Below are 17,591 nucleotides of genomic sequence, written 5' to 3' on the forward strand. Positions count from 1 at the left end.
CTCCACCCCACCCGCGACCAAGGGAGCCCCCGTGTCCATCTCCTCGTACGAGCGCTACCCCCTCCTCTTCGGCCCCTCGCCCGTGCACCGGCTCGACCGGCTCACCGAGCACCTCGGCGGCGCCGCGGTGTGGGCCAAGCGGGAGGACTGCAACTCCGGCATCGCCTACGGCGGCAACAAGACCCGCAAGCTCGAATACCTTGTCGCCGACGCCCTCGCGAAGGGCTGCGACACCCTCGTGTCCATCGGCGGCGTCCAGTCCAATCACACCCGCCAGGTCGCGGCGGTCGCCGCCCGCGCCGGCCTCAAGTGCGTACTCATCCAGGAGAGCTGGGTCGAGTGGCCCGACGCCGTCTACGACAAGGTCGGCAACATCCTGATCAGCCGGCTGGCCGGCGCCGACGTACGGCTGGTGCGCGCCGGGTTCGGCATCGGGGTCAAGGAGAGCTGGGAGCAGGCACTGCGCGAGGTGGAGGAGGGCGGCGGCAGGCCGTACGCCATCCCGGCGGGCGCGTCCGACCACCCGCTGGGCGGTCTCGGCTTCGCGAACTGGGCGTACGAGGTCGCCGAGCAGGAACGCGCACTCGGCGTGTTCTTCGACACCGTGGTGGTCTGCTCGGTGACCGGCTCCACCCAGGCCGGGATGGTCGCGGGCTTCGCCGCGCTGGAGGAGGCGGGCGCCCGCCCGCGACGCGTACTGGGCATCGACGCCTCCGCGGAGCCCACCCGGACCCGCGAGCAGATCGCCCGGATCGCGGCCGGCACCGCACGGCTCATCGGTGTGCGCCGAGAACTCACCGTGGACGACATCGAGCTCGACGAGCGCTATCACGCGGGCACCTACGGCATCCCCGACGACACGACCCTGGACGCCATGCGGCTCGCCGCCCGAACCGAGGGCATGGTCACCGACCCCGTGTACGAGGGGAAGTCGATGGCGGGAACGATCGACCTCGTGGCACGCGGCGAGATCGCCCGCGATTCCACCGTCCTCTACGCGCATCTCGGCGGCCAGCCCGCGCTGAACGGCTACAGCGCCCTTTTCGCGGACGCCTGAGCACGCGGATTCCGTACCGGGGCGCAAGGATTCCGTTAAGGATTTCGTGGCCCTTTCGGCCGAGCGCAGGAGATTGCGGGGCCACGGGGGTGGTGCGTCTGCGGCTTCCATATGGAGCGCTTACGATCCTCAGCGTGTCCAAACTGACCGACGTGCCCAAACGGATCCTGATCGGACGGGCGCTGCGCAGCGACAAGCTGGGAGAAACGCTCCTCCCCAAGCGCATCGCACTTCCTGTCTTCGCATCCGACCCGCTGTCCTCGGTGGCCTACGCGCCCGGAGAAGTCCTCCTGGTGCTCTCCGTCGCGGGCGTGTCGGCGTACCACTTCAGCCCCTGGATCGCGCTTGCCGTCGTGGTCCTGATGTTCACGGTCGTCGCCTCCTACCGGCAGAACGTGCACGCCTACCCGAGCGGTGGTGGTGACTACGAGGTCGCCACCACCAACCTCGGCCCCAAGGCCGGGCTGACCGTGGCGAGCGCACTGCTGGTCGACTACGTGCTGACCGTCGCCGTGTCGATCTCCTCCGGGGTGGAGAACCTGGGGTCCGCGATCCCGTTCGTCGTCGAGCACAAGACGGTGTGCGCGATCGCCGCCATCGTGCTGCTGACGCTGATGAACCTGCGCGGCGTCAAGGAGTCCGGCAAGCTCTTCGCCATCCCCACGTACCTCTTCGTGGCCGGCGTCTTCATCATGATCATCTGGGGTGCGTTCCGGGGGCTGGTCCTCGGCGACACCATGCACGCCCCGACCTCGGACTACACGATCAAGGCCGAGCACGCGGGGCTGAGCGGCTTCGCGCTGGTCTTCCTGCTGCTGCGGGCCTTCTCCTCCGGCTGTGCCGCCCTCACCGGCGTCGAGGCGATCAGCAACGGTGTGCCCGCCTTCCGCAAGCCGAAGAGCAAGAACGCCGCGACGACGCTCGCGATGATGGGCCTGCTCGCCGTCACCATGTTCTGCGGCATCATCGGCCTGGCCATGGCCACCGACGTGAAGATGGCCGAGAACCCGGCCAAGGACCTGATCAACCACGGCGTCCCGGTCGGCTCGTCCTTCGTCCAGGACCCCGTGATCTCACAGGTCGCGGCGGCGGTCTTCGGCGACGGCACGTTCTTCTTCGTCATCCTCGCGGCGGCCACCGCGCTCGTGCTCTTCCTGGCCGCCAACACCGCGTACAACGGCTTCCCGCTGCTCGGCTCGATCCTCGCGCAGGACCGCTACCTGCCCCGCCAGCTCCACACCCGCGGCGACCGGCTCGCCTTCTCCAACGGCATCGTGCTGCTGGCCGGCGCGGCGATCCTGCTCGTCTGGATCTACGGGGCGGACTCGACCCGCCTCATCCAGCTCTACATCGTCGGCGTGTTCGTCTCCTTCACGCTCAGCCAGACCGGCATGGTCCGGCACTGGAACCGCCACCTGCGGACGGAGAAGGACCCCGCCAAGCGCCGCCACATGGTGCGCTCCCGCGCGATCAACACCTTCGGCGCCTTCTTCACCGGCCTGGTGCTCGTCGTCGTCCTCGCGACCAAGTTCACCCACGGCGCCTGGGTCGCGCTCCTCGGCATGGTGATCTTCTACGGGACGATGACCGCGATCCGCAGGCACTACGACCGGGTCGCCGAGGAGATCGCCGCCGACGAGACCCCGTCCGACGAGACGATCCGGCCCTCCCGGGTCCACTCGATCGTCCTGGTCTCCAAACTCCACCGGCCCACCCTGCGCGCCCTCGCCTACGCCAAACTGATCCGCTCCGACCGGCTGGAGGCGCTCTCCATCAGCGTCGACGCGGCGGAGACCAAGGCGCTCAAGGACGACTGGGAGCGGCGCGGCATCGACATCCCGCTGAAGATCCTCGACTCCCCGTACCGCGAGGTGACCCGCCCGGTCATCGACTACGTGAAGAGCCTGCGCCGGGAGAGCCCGCGCGACGTGGTGAGCGTGTACATCCCGGAGTACGTGGTCGGCCACTGGTACGAGCACCTCCTGCACAACCAGAGCGCCCTGCGCCTCAAGGGGCGGCTGCTGTTCACCCCGGGCGTCATGGTGACCTCCGTGCCGTACCAGCTGGAGTCCTCCGAGGCGGCCAAGAAGCGCGCCAGGAAGCGCGCCGAATGGAACGCCCCGGGTTCGGTGCGCCGAGGACCGGTGGAGCGCAGGCCCAAGGAACCCAGCGGCAAGAGCTGACCGCAGGACCCGCTTGCGCCGGTGGTAAACGGCCGGACGACACCCACGTAGAATCGTAGGTTGTTGTCCGGCCGTGGTCGTTGTCCGGCCGTTCCCCCTTGACCCCTTTCCCTTGTTCCCCTTGATCCCTGGAGCCACCCCCTCATGCAGAACGAACCCACGTCGTCGCTGGTCGGGGAGGAGTACGAGGTCGAGGTCGGCCCCGTCGCACACGGCGGCCACTGCATCGCCCGTACCTCGGAGGGCCGGGTCCTCTTCGTACGGCACACGCTCCCCGGCGAGAAGGTCGTCGCCAGGGTCACCGACGGCGAGAGCGACTCCCGCTTCCTGCGCGCCGACGCGGTACGGATCATCGAGGCGTCCAAGGACCGCGTCGAGGCGCCCTGCCCGTACGCGGGCCCCGGCAAGTGCGGCGGCTGCGACTGGCAGCACGCCAAGCCCGGCGCCCAGCGCCGCCTCAAGGGCGAAGTGATCGCCGAACAGCTCCAGCGCCTCGCGGGCCTCACCCCCGAGGAGGCGGGCTGGGACGGCACGGTCATGCCGGCCGAGGGCGACAAGCTCCCGCCGGGCGAGGTTCCCGCCTGGCGCACCCGCGTCCAGTACGCCATCGACGAGGACGGCAAGGTCGGCCTGCGCAAGCACCGCTCGCACGACGTGGAGCCCGTCGAACGCTGCCTGATCGCCGCCCCCGGTGTCACGGAGCTCGGCATCGAGAAGCGCGACTGGCCCGGCATGGCCTCGGTGGAGGCCATCGCCGCCACGGGCTCCCACGACCGCCAGGTCATCCTCACCCCGAGGCCCGGCGGCCGGCTGCCCCTGGTCGAGCTCGACAAGCCCGTCTCGGTGATGCGCGTCGACGAGCGCGACGGCGGCGTCCACCGCGTCCACGGCCGCGCCTTCGTCCGCGAGCGCGCCGACGACCGCACCTACCGCGTCGGCTCCGGCGGCTTCTGGCAGGTCCACCCGCAGGCCGCCAACACCCTGGTCCGCGCCGTCATGCAGGGCCTGCTGCCCCGCAAGAACGACATGGCCCTCGACCTCTACTGCGGCGTCGGCCTGTTCGCCGGCGCCATCGGCCAGCGCATCGGCGAAAAGGGCGCCGTCCTCGGCATCGAGTCCGGCAAGCGCGCGGTCGAGGACGCCCGCCACAACCTGAAGGACCTGGACCGAGTCCGCATCGAACACGGCAAGGTCGACCAGATCCTCCCGCGCACCGGCATCACCGAGTGCGACCTGATCGTCCTCGACCCGCCCCGCGCAGGCGCCGGCAAGCAGGTCGTCAAACACCTCACGGGCCTGAGCGCCCGCCGCATCGCCTACGTCGCCTGCGACCCGGCGGCGCTGGCGCGCGACCTGGCGTACTTCGCGGAGGGCGGGTACCGGGTGCGGACGCTGCGGGCGTTCGATCTGTTTCCGATGACGCATCATGTGGAGTGCGTGGCGATTCTCGAACCGGCCGCGAAGGGATCCTGACCTGCGGTTTTCTGGTGTGGCCGGTGTTTGACGGATTATGCCGACCTGTTTTCGGGTGGGCATGATGTGGGGAATGCCATCGGACTGCCGAATGCTTCTGACCTGCGGTTCTGTGGATGGTGTGTTGGATGAGGGATTCACTGCCCCGATCTTCGCGGGGCAGTGAGAGATCATTTCGACGCTCATCTGACGCTAATTCTGACGGGGCGTCATGCGTGTCCGGTAGTGCTCGTGGTCGCTTGGGACCGGTGGTGCCGGGCCTCGAACTCTTCGAGTGGAGGTCCACTGGACGGCGAGGCGTTCGACCTGGTCAGCGTCTTGCCCGGCTCGGCCTTGCGGTCGCGCCAGTGTCCAGCAGCCGATCCTCGCAGGGGATGGAAACGTATTGCGGGCCGCAGTGCTGTGATGAATCAGTCCCGAGCTCTGCTTGATTCCCCGCCGGCGCAAGGCGGTCTTCAGTGCGTCGAGCGGGGATCTGTGCGCATGTGAGTGGCGAGCTGCCATCCGGCGGTACGGACTCGGGGGCCTGGCGACGACGCTCGCAAATCCGCCTTTGGCGCTGTGCATGCGGCACACGGGTCTGCCAGGCTAGACCGCACCGTGAGCCCCACTCCGTCCGTTGTCCGTAACACCGCTGGATATTGGTGCGAGCGGCGTGCCCGAGCAGCCCGACCGTGGCCCTGGACCAGAGGCGACGGCTATCCGGCCGATGTGACGTACAAGCGTTTCGGCTCCGCCAGAACGGCACGTGCGCCGTCGAAGTCGGCGAGTCTCGCGGCCACTGTGGCGGTGGCCAGCCGCAGGGGGAGCGCTGCCGAGAACTTCAGCCCGTGGACTGCGCGCGGGTCGACGTCCGGAAGGACCATCGCCGGAGCTGCCGCGGCGGCCTCGATCGCGGAGCGCCACATGACGTGTGACAGATCCTCCCGCAGCCGCAAATAGCAGTCCGTCGGGCGCTGAACCGGATCGGCGATCGATGACAAGGTTGCGCCCAGCGTCGCGTTGGCGCGGTATCCGGCCCACGTCCACCAACGAACGTCGTTGCCCTTCCGGGCCACAAGTGTCCCAGCGGGATGAACGATGTGTGGCCCCTCGGTTTCACGCCACTCCTGAAGGCAGACGTCGGCCCGCCGGGTGAGCGAGACGACCGGGTCGGATCCGAGAAGTACTGCTCGCATGGCACGGGTCAGTGCATGGGAGAGCCCCATGAATGTCCCGCTCGACCATTTGGCGATCCCTCCGCCGTCGACCGGTTCGACGAAAGCCCGCTTGCGTCCCCAGTCGATGAAGGTCACCTGCCAGCTGCGACCGGCCAGCAGCAGCCTCCGTGGGCCCGGCCGTTCCTCGGTGAGTACTGAGGGATCCATCTGGCCGATCTCGGTGCGCCCGGACAGGACGGTGAACTGCGGTGGTGCGGTGAACGACGCGGTCAGCTCGATGAAGTGCCGTCGACCGAAACGGCGTTCGGCCTCAGGCCCGATGAACAGCATTCCGCCGTCGGTGTCGAGGAAGCCCTCGTCCGTCAGATGGCGCAGGATTGGAGCGGCCGAGCGGTCGAAGGGAGCGAGGCCGTTCCACTGCTCGGGCCAGAGCTGGTCACCCAGTTTGTGTTCCTGAAGTGTGGCGGCCAGCAGCTGCTGAGCCACGAGGTGGCGAGGCTCGGGTGGTGCCACAACGGGTTCGACCCATCCGCGCCCCCAGAGCAGGAGTAGCCCCGCGGCTTGCAGGAGCGTGTCCTTGCGTGTGGCCAGGAAGAGACAATTGCGCTGGGTACCAGCTCTGCGTCCGGTGCGGCCGATGCGCTGGAGGAACGAGGCGACGGTGCTCGGGGAGTCGATCTGGATGACCCTGTCCAAGTCGCCGACGTCGATGCCCAGTTCCAAGGTGGACGTGGACACGATGACGCAGTCCCGTGCCTCGGCGAACGCCTGCTCCGACCTGGCTCGCTCGTCGGCCGAGAGCGAGGCGTGCGACAGGAACACCGTGACCTCCCGCGCCCGCAGCGCCGCTCCCAGCTCCTCCACCTGACGCCTGGAGTCGCAGAACACGAGCCGTTTCTCGCCCCTGTGCAGGGCCGCGATCACCTTGGCGGCGTTGTCGAGGGAGCCCACGTAGTCGAGCTCCACGTCTCCCGGTGGGGGCTCCGCGGCCGGCATGCCGACGGGCCGGCCAGAGGTGGTGGCGGGCGCCTTGGGGAGATCCGGAGCCACCACCCGGCCAGGACGCTGTCCCGCGCCCGATCCCTGGAGCCAAGTGAGCAGTTGGTGAGGATTGCCGACGGTCGCGGACAATCCGATGCGCTGGATGGGCCGCCCGGTGACGCGCTCCAGGCGCTCCAGCACGGCCAGGAGATGCCAGCCGCGGTCGTCGCCGGCGAAGGCGTGCACCTCGTCCACGACGACGGCCCGAACCCCTCCCAGCAGGTGGGCGTGATCGGTCTTCACGCCGATGAGCATGGCCTCCAGAGACTCCGGCGTGGTCAGCAGGATGTCGGGCCTCTCGGTGCGGATGCGTCTGCGCTGGGACTCCTTGGTGTCGCCGTGCCAGAGGGCGGCGGTGCGCCCGAGCCACTGCGCGTACCCGTCGATCCGCGTTACCAGGTTGTTGAGAAGGGCCTTGAGCGGGCAGAGGTAGAGAACCGAGGTGCCCGTCCAGCCTTGGGTGGTCATGGCCGACAGGATCGGCAGGCACGCGGCCTCGGTCTTGCCACCGGCAGTGGGAGCGAGGACGACGGTGTCCTCGCCGTCCATCACCGGGTCGATCGCAGCGCGTTGGAGCGGGCGCAGATCGGGCCAGCCGAGGGTGTTCACCACGTGATGCAGGACGACGGGATCGAGCCGGTCGACGGGGTCCGCTCCCTGCGCCATCACAGCTCCAGATCGATGCCGTCGGCGGACGACGCGGCCGCCAGGTTGCGTTCCACGGCGGTGAGTTCACTGCCGGCCACCGTCAGTCGGTAGTGCTGCCGGGGGTCGAAGTCCTTGAACTGGTCGATGCGGTCGAGGACGTCTCCGACGAGCTTCTTCAGGAAGAGCCGGGGCGCCACACCGACCTTGCCGCCGAGCGCCCCGCCCACCGCCTGTGCGAGATCGGCGACGTACGCGTCGTTGGCCAGGGCCTTGATCCGGTCGGGAGCAGCGGCACCGGTTGCGTACAGGTCTCGGATCGTGATTCCGAGACCTGTCAGGGAATCCTGGGTGAATCCCGACAGGCGCAGCTGGACGGCGCGGGGGTTGTCGAAGCGAGGGTCGGTGGTGAAGTCGGTGGCGAGGCGCTGGGCGAGCGGTGCGAGCCGCTGGACACCCTGCTGGCCGTCGTAGAACGCGGGGGTTCCGGTGATGACCAGGTAAAGGCCGGGGAAGCGGCCCGAGTGAACCTCGTCGATGAGCTGCCGCAGGGCGTTCAGAGCTTTGTCGCGGGCGTCCGACCGTACGCGCTGCAGCGTCTCCACCTCGTCGAGTACGACGAACAGCCCTCGGTGTCCGGAGTCCCGCAGAACGGTCAGCAGCCCCTGCAGGAAACCCAGGGCCCCGAAGTGATCCAGGTCGCCGCGTACTCCCGCGGACCGGCGGGCTGCCGCGGCCACATGAGGCTGGCCGCCGAGCCAGGCGAGGATGGCCGCAGCCGTCGGTTCGTCGCCTTCCACGAGTGCGGACCGGTAGCCGCGGAGTGCGCTGGCGAAGGAAGGGGCGTGTCGCGACACCTCGGTCAGTCGGGCGGCCAGGAGTTGCTCCACCTCGCTGCTCAGGTCGTCCTCGTCGGCCCCGGCGGCGAGTGCGTCCTCCTCCAGTGCGTAGAACCAGGCGTCCACCACCGGGCGGAGCGCGCTCGGAGGGAAGCTGGAGGTGGACAACCGTTCGGTGAGGCGCCGATAGACGGTTTCCAGCTTGTGCAGCGGCGTCTCTGTCTCGGAGACCTGGATCTCGGCCACGGCGAAGTTGTGCTGCTTGGCGCGTTCGCCGAGCCAGCGGGTGAAGAACGTCTTGCCGGATCCGTACTCGCCCCGGACGGCTTTGAACACCGAGGCGCCCGAGGCGACCGCGTCGAGCTCGGCGTCGAGCGCGGACTCGAATCGGTCGAGGCCCGTGGCGAGCAGGTCCAGGCCGCTCTCCGGAACGGCGCCGCGCCGCAGGGCGTCGATCGCGGTACGCCGCCGGACGGCGGAGACGGCTGAGGAGCGAGGGTCGGTCACCGGGCCATTGTCCCATCGGCCCGGTGACTCTCGACCGGCTCTCGCGTCATCTGCGGGGTAGTGGCCCGTATCCGAGGGCGGTCGTCAGGTGGGCGACGAAGTCGCCGCTCTTGGCGGTCTTGTCGGGACTCCATTGCCGTTCGTTCTGGAAGTCGTCGAACTGCTCCTTCAGCGACTTCCAGAGGGACACCAGGCGGACGGTGGTGGGGAAGATGTCCTCCCGGGCGGCGTTGTTCAACTCCCCCGGCTTCCCGAACGCCCTGCCCACGAGATCGACGGCGCCGAGCATGGCGAGATGGAAGCGAAGGTTCGTGTGCTCCGAGCGGGAGACGAGTTCGGGTGCCACCTGAAAGAAGGCGTCGATCTGCCGCTGTGCCTTTGCCAGCCACAGGTAGACCGGCAGTTCGGTGTTGTCGGAGAAGACGCGCCGGTAGTCGGTGTCCGACTTCAGCAGGCTCGACGGACGGGCGCGGGCGTAGTCGGGCCGGCCGAGGCCCATCGCCATGACGGACTGGGCGAGCAGGGGGATGCTGATGATCCGGTCCGCCGACTTGCCCTGGTTGCGGTAGAAGTTCTTGCGCCGGTCGTAGAACCAGTCGTGCTCCAGGAAATACGACTCGATCTGCCGTTGGATGTCGTCCGTCGCCCGCAGGGATGCCACGGGCACGCTCGTCTGCCGGTTGGTCGCCCGGATCACGGCATCCCGCGCTGCCTGGTCGGCAGTGACGAGGATGCGCACCTGCACCAGCCTCTCGAACACCGCCGCACCCGGATCGGTCACGTACAGGCCGCTGAGCGTCTCATGCAGCGTGTACGAGGTCTGGAGCCCGTTCACGATCTGTACGTCGGACAGGCTCATCCGCTTGCCGATCGAGGTCGCCTGAGAGCACACGATCGTGATGCCGTTGTTGAGCCACCAGAACTCCGGCGCGTCAGGATTCTGGAGGGACGCGGTGATCTCCCGGTTGACCTCGACGTTCCCCTGATAGTCACGGACGTTCCAGTCGAAGATATGGGTCTGTATCGCCCCGGACTCCTCGCTGAGGAAGTCGATGTACTCGCCCAGGGCGACCAGCGCGATGTGGCTGGTGCCGTGCGTGATGCTCTCCCGGTACGGGAGTTCCAGGGTGTACGAGGGCAGGGTGCTGGCACGCTTCCACAGCTCCGCAGGCCCGAGAAACTCCACCTCGCCCGTGGAAATCGCGAAGGCGTTGGAGAACTGTGCTTCCAGGATCTTGCCCTTCGCCTGCACCTTCGGGTGCACTTCGCCCGCCTCGCCGCGCGTCACGTACGAGAACTTGATCAGTACCGTGGGGTGGCGGGTGAGGAGCTTGGTCAGGGCCCTGCGGAACATTCCGAAGCGGGCAAGCAGGTCGTCGGAGTACAGCAGCCCGACCACGGACTCGTCGACCTCCATGTCCAGGAGGTTCGAGCAGGTGGAAGCTACCTTGTCCAGTGCGACCTCGGAGAAGCCGGTGCTGGTCTTCGCCTGGACGAGCCACAGCGTCAGGTGAGATCCCGCCTCCACCCCCGTGGCGGCGAACTGGGGGGAGAAGATCTCGCTGTCCTCGTGGAGCAGCCTGCCACCGAGGAAGACGTACACCCCATCGATGCCGCCGTCGTCCGAGCCACCGATCACACCGGCCTCGATCTCCTCCTCGGAGAGGCCGTAGCCGTGCAGGGCATGCTCGGCCGCGAACCTTTCGAAGGTGGCGTCGAAGGACAGCGGAACGGTGCGCGCGTTCCGCTGCTCCTCGATCATCGCGTTGATCAGTACACGATCGTTGGCGCTCATGGCCCCCCGGTCCGTTCATGAGGTGCGGCTCTCACCGCTCTGTCAGCTGAGATCGAACTGGTCGCGCAGCAAGGAGAGATCGAGACGGATCGTCCGACCGTCCGGAAGCGTCTCCAGGACCTGCACGCCGTCGTAGTTGAGCAACTGCCGCAGGATGGCGGCGAAGCCGTCCGCCCGGGTGGCCGGGTACTCGACGCGCTGGGCCAGCGCCGTGACCGGAAGGGTGCCTCCCGCATCGACCAGGGCCCGGATCGCGCGGTCCACCTTGTCCATCGGCGGCTTCCGCGCCAGCAGGCCGATCTGTCCCCGGAACGCCTCCGATGCGAAGAGGGCCTCGATGAGAGCGTCGTCGGGATCCACCAGTGCCTTCTTCACGAGTGCTTCCTCACCCTCACCCGCGGGCACCAGGGCGACATCGAACAACGAGTCGTGCGTCCTGGCCAGGTGAGCCTGTTCCTTCTTCGGCTTCTGGCGGGTGTGCCGCTTCTCTGCGGGAGCCGTTTCGGGAGTGGCCGCCATGACCGGACGCGTTACCTGCTCTTCGAGGAGCCACCAGGTCGGACGCTGATCACCCAGCTCCCGCCAGGTCGGGGGAGGCGTGGCTCCGAACGGCAGAAAGGCCAGGACCGGAATGGTGAACTCCGCAAGGGATGCCCCGCCGTGATAGCCGGCCTTCCGGGCCGTGTACCTGGAATCGGCATCCCACAGCGCGACGATCGATCCGCCGGGCTTCGGCGCGACCACCCGGTGCCCGCGCAACTCGACCTCGGCCGCCGCCGTCCTGCCGCCTTCGGCCCGGTGGCGGGCCGACTGCGGCGACTCGGTATCGACCTTCATGCCGTGCCGGTCCACCACATGCCCGTGGTCACTGGTGACCAGTACACCCATGCCCTGCCCGGCGGCGACGCGCAGCAGATCCAGGAGAGCGGGAATGTGCTCGGCCTGCCAGGCTCCGTCGCCGAGCTTCTGCTCCTTGGCGAGCCGGTCGTCGATGGCGTTGAGGACGACTGCCACGTGCGTCCGGCCGTCCATGAGCGCTTCGGTGAGCGCGGGCCCGAACGTCGCCCCCGCGCTTGCCGCCCGCAGGTCGTCCTTGTGGAACACGGCGGCGGGCGCACCGCGCCAGAGGGCCAGGCCGGGGAACAGCTGGGCCTCGTCCTTCTGTGACCCCTGCATCAGTCTTCCCGTGAAAAGTGACGTACGGGAGACCGCGGTCAGCGTCGGCAGGGCCGCGGCCATGGCGCGGCGACGTGGGACACCTTCGTCCAAGGGATCGAACTCGGCCCAGGAAGCTCGTAGTTCCTCGCCCAGCTCGGTGGCGATGGCCGCACTCATGCCGTCCAGTACGAGGAGGAGAATCCTCCGGTCGGCGGCGCTCTGGACGACCGGCTTCACGGTGCGCTCCAGGAAGGTCTCCACCGTGAGCATCGCACCGGGCTCGGTACCCGCGGCCGTCCAGGTCGCGAGAGCGCGGGCGAAGTCGCGGTCGATCTCGTGCCGCCGTGCGCGTACACGAGCGACGAGCACGTCGTACGCGGCCTTCAACACGGCATCGGGGTCCCCGCCGGCCTCGATGTGTTCAAGGGCGCGGTCCACCCACCCGGTCTCGGCGAGATGGCGCTGTATGGCGGCGTAGACCGAGGGAGCGTCGACGGCTGGTTCGTTGGCCAGCCACTGGGCCAGCCGCTGGGCCATGTGTGTGCGCTCGACGCGCGCTCGTACGTCCGGCCCGTTCCCACGCCGGTGCTCGCCCAGAGCGCGGACCGCAGCAGCGAGCGGGTCCGCCCGGCCGGCCGAGAGCGCCCGTCCCACGGTGGTGAACCTGGCATCCAGGCCGGCCGGCAGTACCGGGCTCTCCTGGGCCGCGGCTTCCGCGCCGAACTGACGGATCAGTGCCGAGGCGCGCTCCAGGACGGTGTCGGTGATCCTCCGGGCCTCGCGGGCTTCGTCCGCTCCGTCGCCACCGCCCCTGGCGGTCCGGGCCAGGAGCCCGACGATGTAATCCTCCGACGCCCGCCCGAATGCGGCTGCGAGGGTGTCGAATTGTTCGCCTTCAGCCGGTCGCCGCTCCCCGAACCAGCGCTCCGCCCGACCGCGTGCCGTGTACGTGGACGCATCCGCCGAGGCATGACACCACAGGGCCGCGCACACCAAGCCGAACGCGACCGCGTCGGCCCCGTGTTCCGCCTCGACGAGGGCGAGGAGTGCCCGCCCGGCGAGCCCGGCCTGATCCTCCTCACTGAGGAACTCCGTGAGCCCAGAGCGCTCGGGTCCCCGTAGCTCAAGAAACCTCTCGGGGCGGCCGGGAGTCAGCGACCAGCCGAGCAGCGTATGCGTGTCCAGGCTGCCGGCCGCCGCGGTGTGATCCTGTGCCGCCGACTCGTCCTCGTACGGGCCGAGCCGAAGCCGACGCAGCGACAGGGCGGACAGCGCCGTGCGCCGCGAGAGCATGCCGCCCGCCAGACGAGGCCAGCGCTTGGGCGGAGCGGCGTCGAGGAGCGCCTCAGCAGCCCAGTTGTCCTCTTTGAGCCGGGGGTCGACCTGATGAGCGCCGAATGCGTCCCGGACCACGTCCCAGCTGTCCACCGCGTCGATGCGCTGCTTGTGGGAACGGGCCAGGATCGCCGGGTCCAGTTCGTTCTGCTCGCGATCGGTGAGGATCACGAGCACGGCAGGGCCTGTGACCCGGTCCGCGAGATGGTCGAGCAGCAGCTCGTGCACGGCGAGTGGGGACAGCGCTGCTACGACGCGGGCGGACTGCCCGTCGCCCCAGACCGGTTCGGCGGGGCCGTCCCACTGCGGTGCGGAACGCAACAGTACGGCTCTGCGCTTGCCCCGGCCCACGAGAGCATCGGTGAGGGACGACTGGGCGGACAGGTACTGGGTGATCGTCGCGAGGTTCAACCGCACCGCGACCGTGCTGGTCGTCACCGCGCTCATGCCTCGACTACCCGCCAGGTGATCTCGATGGTGGCACCGGGCTCCTGTGCCGCCAACTCTGCCAGTTGCAATTGGAGTTCGGCCACCGCTTGCACCGCAGGTGTACGGCTGCCGCCCGAACGCCGCACCCGGCCGGTACCGGTGGACCCTTCGGCGGGGCTGGTAGAGGACCCCTCCTCCGGCACACGCGGATGGCGGGAGGGCGTATCCAGAGGCACGTCACCCGGACCGGGGACAGGAAGAACAGGCGGGGGCGGCGGGGTGACCGTCGCCCGGTTCCGCTTGACCAGCGCGAGGACCTCGCGCTGAGTGCGGGCCAAAGCGTCCTTGAGGTCGTTGGTCCGCTGGTCGCTGCGGGCGGCATTGCGCAGGGACTCGAGCAGTGCCGCGCCCTCGGGGCCCTCGGCGGTGGCCAGGTCGAGGGTGGTCCACGATGCCGAGTCCAGCGCCCGGGCCACCGCCCCGGCCTGCTTGACCGAGGTTCCGAAGCGGTCCGCGCTGACCCCGCCGAAGTCGAAGGCGGCCAGCGCCTCCACCGTCTTCTTCGCACCGGCGGCACCCTGGCCGGCCGAGCGCGTGAGGGCGTCCAGCAGATCGACGGCCCGGCGCGCGATGGCGAGCCGGCCGGCCTCCGCGGTCTCGTCCAGCTGAAGGAAGGCGGCATGCCGCTCCAGCTCGGTCACGAGCTGGCGAGCCTCTTCCCGGTAGGCCCCCGCCTCCTTGGCGATCTGCCGGGCGAGCTGGTTCACCATGCGGCCGCGTCGCAGCGTCGGCGCGGGTACACCGAATAGCGTCGTGAAACGCTGGCGGGCAGCCTCCCAGACCTCCTCCGACGGCAGCGGCTGGCTGCGCAGCGCATCCTGGTCCTTGATTTCGTGGAGTCCAGGCGCCGGGTCGAGAGGAATGCCCGCCCGCACCCACACCCGGTCGTCCATCTCGGCGAACGAGGCCACCACGAGCCGGGAGAGGAAGGCCGGCAGTCCGCGCGGATTCGGCCGGTCCGTCCAGTCGGTGAGTGTGATCAGACTGAGGTCCCCGGTCACCCCCTGCTCGCGAGCGAGCTTCTGGAAGTGGTCCGCCCAGTAGCGTGACACCTCGAAATACGCTTCCTTCTGCTGGCCGAGCCGCAGCTGGCCGGCCACCCGCCGCATCAGGTTCCGGTCGGCGGCCGGGACCTCGGCCCGCCCGTCACGGGCCTCGGAGGCTGCCTGGACGTGTCCGAACACCTTCTTGGCGTCGGTCGGCTTGACGACGGTGCCGTTGCCGTCGGGGTCGAGGTCCGGGTGATCCGGGTACTGGCTCGCGAGCAGCTTGCCCGCGATGTGCCGGATCCCGTCGCGCAGCGACTGGCCGAAGGAGAGCGTCAGCCCGTCGACCGCACGCAGTGACTCCAGGTGGTCGCCGAACCCCAGCTCCACGTCGGTCGCCTTCTTGTCCGCGAGCCCGTAGGCCTGCTTGAAGGCGGCCTTGACGTTCTTGAGCAGGGACTCCCGCTGGGTTTCGAGCAGCCCCTTGGCGCTTGCCCGGTTGTCGGGGTTCAGATGGACCGCGTACTGACCGTTGAACCGCTGCTCGTCCGCGAGCGCCTTGTCGATCACGACCAGCCGACGGAAGTCGGCATACCGCTGGCTGGAGAGGTGGGTGGGGAGCCAGGCGACGGTACGCGACGGCTCGCCCTGCTTTTCACGGAGCCGCCGCATCCGGTTGGCGTCCTCGACCGGCCCGTACTCGCTCTCGTCGAAAGGCAGGTCGATCGCGATCCGCCAGCGACCGTCCAGCTGCGGCATCAGGTCGTGATCCGCCAGCTCGTCCTCGTCCGCGACGTTGCCGAAGATCACCTCGACACTGCGGTCCGTGCCCCGCCAGACGAAGTTCAGCTCGTCGATCAACTGGCCCTGCGTGATGCCGAGCTCATCGGCGAGAAGCCGCTTGGCGAGGGCGCTGCGGCTGCCCGGGTTGTCGTTGACGTTGGCGTTGGCGATGACCGAGTCCACGTCGACCCCGGAGAGTTCGAGACGGACACCCGGATTGCTGTCGGTGCCGGTCTCCTTGATCTCGGGGAAGCGGCCCGCCCACTCGGCCACCTTGTTCTTCAGGATGCCGTACTCGCGGCCGGGGATCGGAGCGACCACCGAGCCGTAGTTGAGGGCGGACAGCCGTCGGATGGTCAGGTCGGAGAGAGCCGGGACGCTGGGCGCGAGCGCGGACAGCAGCAGCGTGCCCACGATCCGGTTGTCGCCGACAAACAGCTTGACCCGGCCGCGCAGTTCCTGGTCGGTGAGACTGTCGGGACGGTTGGTGTACTGCTCGATGTCCTCCTCCGACACGTTGTGCGTGAGGAGGAGGTACGGGCGCAGCTTGGTCCGGTAGAGCTTGTCCGCGGCCTCGAAGACCACCTTCAGGCTGTTGGTGAAGGGCTTGTCGCCGCCGGCCGTGATCAACGGGTACAGGTCGCCGACCGGGATCAGGTCGCCCAGGCGCAGCTCGGCTCGGTGATTGGCGAGAAGCTGACCCATCAGCTTCATTCCGGTCCGGTTGCGCTGGAGTGCCGAGGACACATGGACGAGGGTGTCCATGAACGCCGGGGAGAACGGGTACGTCAGCCGGAAGCTCTCCTCGTCGGCCCCGATGCCGTCGGCGCCGCGGTCGGAGCCGAGGAGGGTGTCCCACACCTCCTGGCGGACCTTACGGGTCTTGTCGAACTCCGCCCTGACCAGAGCAGCTGCCTCGCCGTCCTTGGGCTGGAGCAGACGGGCATGCGCGATCAGGGGAAGGTTCCGGTCCTCGAGCGTGATCTTGTCGAACCGGCCCGAGGCCAGATTGAGCGTGTCCTGGATGGAGGACTCCGCCGCCCCGGACACCTCCTCGCCGACCAGCTCGCGCAGATCGCGCTGGCGGGCGATGAAGGAGACCACGGGGATGGCGCGCCGGGCGTCGCCGCCCTCCACGAAGTTCGTGATCTTGCTGGCCTCGCGGGCCACGAACTTCTCCTCGTGGATCAGCGTGGCCAGCCACAGGATCAGCTCATCAAGGAAGAGGACCAGCCCGTCGTAGCCGAGCCCCTTGGCGTGCTCGGCGATCACGGACAGACCGGCGTCGAGCGAGATGAACCCGTGCTCGTTCTCGGCGGCGTTCTTCGCGAAACCGGGCAGCAGATTCGTACTCGCGTCGCGCACCAGCCGCGCCCGCAGCTCGGACGGCGTGGACGGGCGGACGAGGTTGAGTGCCTGGCCCGCCTCGTGCACCTCCTCGGCGGCGAGCGCGGTGTCGAGCAGGTCCGGCGTCCATGTCCAGGTGAGGGACTCGCCCCACTCGTCGCCATCGTCCCCGGCTGCCACCGCCTCGGACTCGTCCACCGAGGTCAGGCCCGTGATGACGGGCCCGTCGCCCATGCTGGCCCGCATCGCCCGGATGTCGTCGAAGAGGGCGTCCGTCCGGTACACCTGCGGCGTCGGCGCCTCCGGGTGCAGCTTCTTGACGTGGGTCACGTACCCGCCGAGCACCCGCTGCTCCAGCACCTTCGCCCCGAGCATGTGGTACGGCACGAGCAGGAACTTCTTCCCGTCCGTGCCGAGCCACTCGTGCTTCGTCAGTACGGGGTCGAGGTCCTCGCGGGCCCGGGCCGCCGGGCTGCCGCTGAGCAGGGCATGCAGCACCGCCATGAAGTGCGACTTACCTGAACCGAACGAGCCGTGCAGGTACGCCGCCTTGGACGTCCGTCCGTCGAGCGCGGACCGGATCAGGCCGAGCGCCTCGTCGAAGTTCTCCAGCAGCCGCTCGGTCACCACGTAGTCGCGGAGCGCGCGCTCGGCGCCCTCGGGAGTCGTCGCCTCCGAGAGCTGGAGCACGAAGTCCGAAGTGGAGATGGACTCCTTGATGTCGATGACATCGCGGAGCAGGGGCGGCTGCTGGGCCATTGACGATCTCACTCTCCGGCGGGACTGGTGTTTT

General features: G+C 68.9%; 8 protein-coding genes. 3 read left to right on the top strand and 5 right to left on the bottom strand.

Features of this window, described 5'->3' with window-relative positions:
• The first annotated feature begins 31 nt into the window (after nucleotides 1-31).
• The 3 genes from AADR41_RS00005 to AADR41_RS00015 all read left to right on the top strand — a co-directional run bounded on the left by AADR41_RS00005 (nucleotide 32) and on the right by AADR41_RS00015 (nucleotide 4,713).
• Complete coding sequence (locus AADR41_RS00005; RefSeq protein WP_342279368.1) at nucleotides 32-1,057, top strand: 1-aminocyclopropane-1-carboxylate deaminase; 1,026 nt, start codon at nucleotides 32-34, stop codon at nucleotides 1,055-1,057.
• A gap of 134 nt (nucleotides 1,058-1,191) precedes the next feature.
• A complete protein-coding gene (locus AADR41_RS00010) occupies nucleotides 1,192-3,240 on the top strand; it encodes an APC family permease (RefSeq protein WP_342279250.1) in 2,049 nt (682 codons plus the stop codon).
• 144 nt (nucleotides 3,241-3,384) lie between these two features.
• Nucleotides 3,385-4,713 carry a class I SAM-dependent RNA methyltransferase gene (locus tag AADR41_RS00015; RefSeq protein ID WP_342279251.1) on the top strand — a complete coding sequence of 443 codons (1,329 nt, stop codon included), beginning with the start codon at nucleotides 3,385-3,387 and terminating at the stop codon, nucleotides 4,711-4,713.
• Nucleotides 4,714-5,411: 698 nt separating this feature from the next.
• Here AADR41_RS00015 and AADR41_RS00020 read toward each other — a convergent pair.
• From AADR41_RS00020 to pglY, 5 genes are read right to left on the bottom strand one after another with little or no spacing between them, the layout of a single operon-like run.
• Nucleotides 5,412-7,580, bottom strand: coding sequence for a DEAD/DEAH box helicase (locus AADR41_RS00020; protein ID WP_342279252.1), 2,169 nt, complete (start codon nucleotides 7,578-7,580; stop codon nucleotides 5,412-5,414).
• Nucleotides 7,580-8,905, bottom strand: a complete 1,326-nt coding sequence (gene brxD, locus AADR41_RS00025) for a BREX system ATP-binding protein BrxD (protein WP_342279253.1) — start codon at nucleotides 8,903-8,905, stop codon at nucleotides 7,580-7,582. The genes AADR41_RS00020 and brxD overlap by 1 nt, the downstream gene beginning before the upstream one ends.
• A 46-nt stretch (nucleotides 8,906-8,951) precedes the next feature.
• Nucleotides 8,952-10,700 carry an AIPR family protein gene (locus tag AADR41_RS00030; protein WP_342279254.1) on the bottom strand — a complete coding sequence of 583 codons (1,749 nt, stop codon included), beginning with the start codon at nucleotides 10,698-10,700 and terminating at the stop codon, nucleotides 8,952-8,954.
• 42 nt (nucleotides 10,701-10,742) lie between these two features.
• Nucleotides 10,743-13,640 (bottom strand): BREX-2 system phosphatase PglZ, encoded by a 2,898-nt coding sequence (gene pglZ, locus AADR41_RS00035; protein WP_342279255.1) that lies wholly within the window; start codon nucleotides 13,638-13,640, stop codon nucleotides 10,743-10,745.
• A complete protein-coding gene (pglY, locus tag AADR41_RS00040) occupies nucleotides 13,637-17,557 on the bottom strand; it encodes a BREX-2 system ATPase PglY (RefSeq protein WP_342279256.1) in 3,921 nt (1,306 codons plus the stop codon). The genes pglZ and pglY overlap by 4 nt, the downstream gene beginning before the upstream one ends.
• Between the last annotated feature and the right edge of the window lie 34 nt (nucleotides 17,558-17,591).

The sequence above is a fragment of the Streptomyces sp. CLV115 genome (assembly GCF_038448545.1).
In the GTDB taxonomy this organism is placed as follows: Bacteria; Actinomycetota; Actinomycetes; order Streptomycetales; family Streptomycetaceae; genus Streptomyces; species Streptomyces sanglieri.

Coding starts and splice junctions, on each gene's coding strand:
- AADR41_RS00015 (WP_342279251.1), top strand. CDS start 3,385: ATGCAGAACGAACCCACGTCGTCGCTGGTCGGGGAGGAGTACGAGGTC.
- AADR41_RS00020 (WP_342279252.1), bottom strand. CDS start 7,580: ATGGCGCAGGGAGCGGACCCCGTCGACCGGCTCGATCCCGTCGTCCTG.
- AADR41_RS00030 (WP_342279254.1), bottom strand. CDS start 10,700: ATGAGCGCCAACGATCGTGTACTGATCAACGCGATGATCGAGGAGCAG.
- pglZ (WP_342279255.1), bottom strand. CDS start 13,640: ATGAGCGCGGTGACGACCAGCACGGTCGCGGTGCGGTTGAACCTCGCG.
- pglY (WP_342279256.1), bottom strand. CDS start 17,557: ATGGCCCAGCAGCCGCCCCTGCTCCGCGATGTCATCGACATCAAGGAG.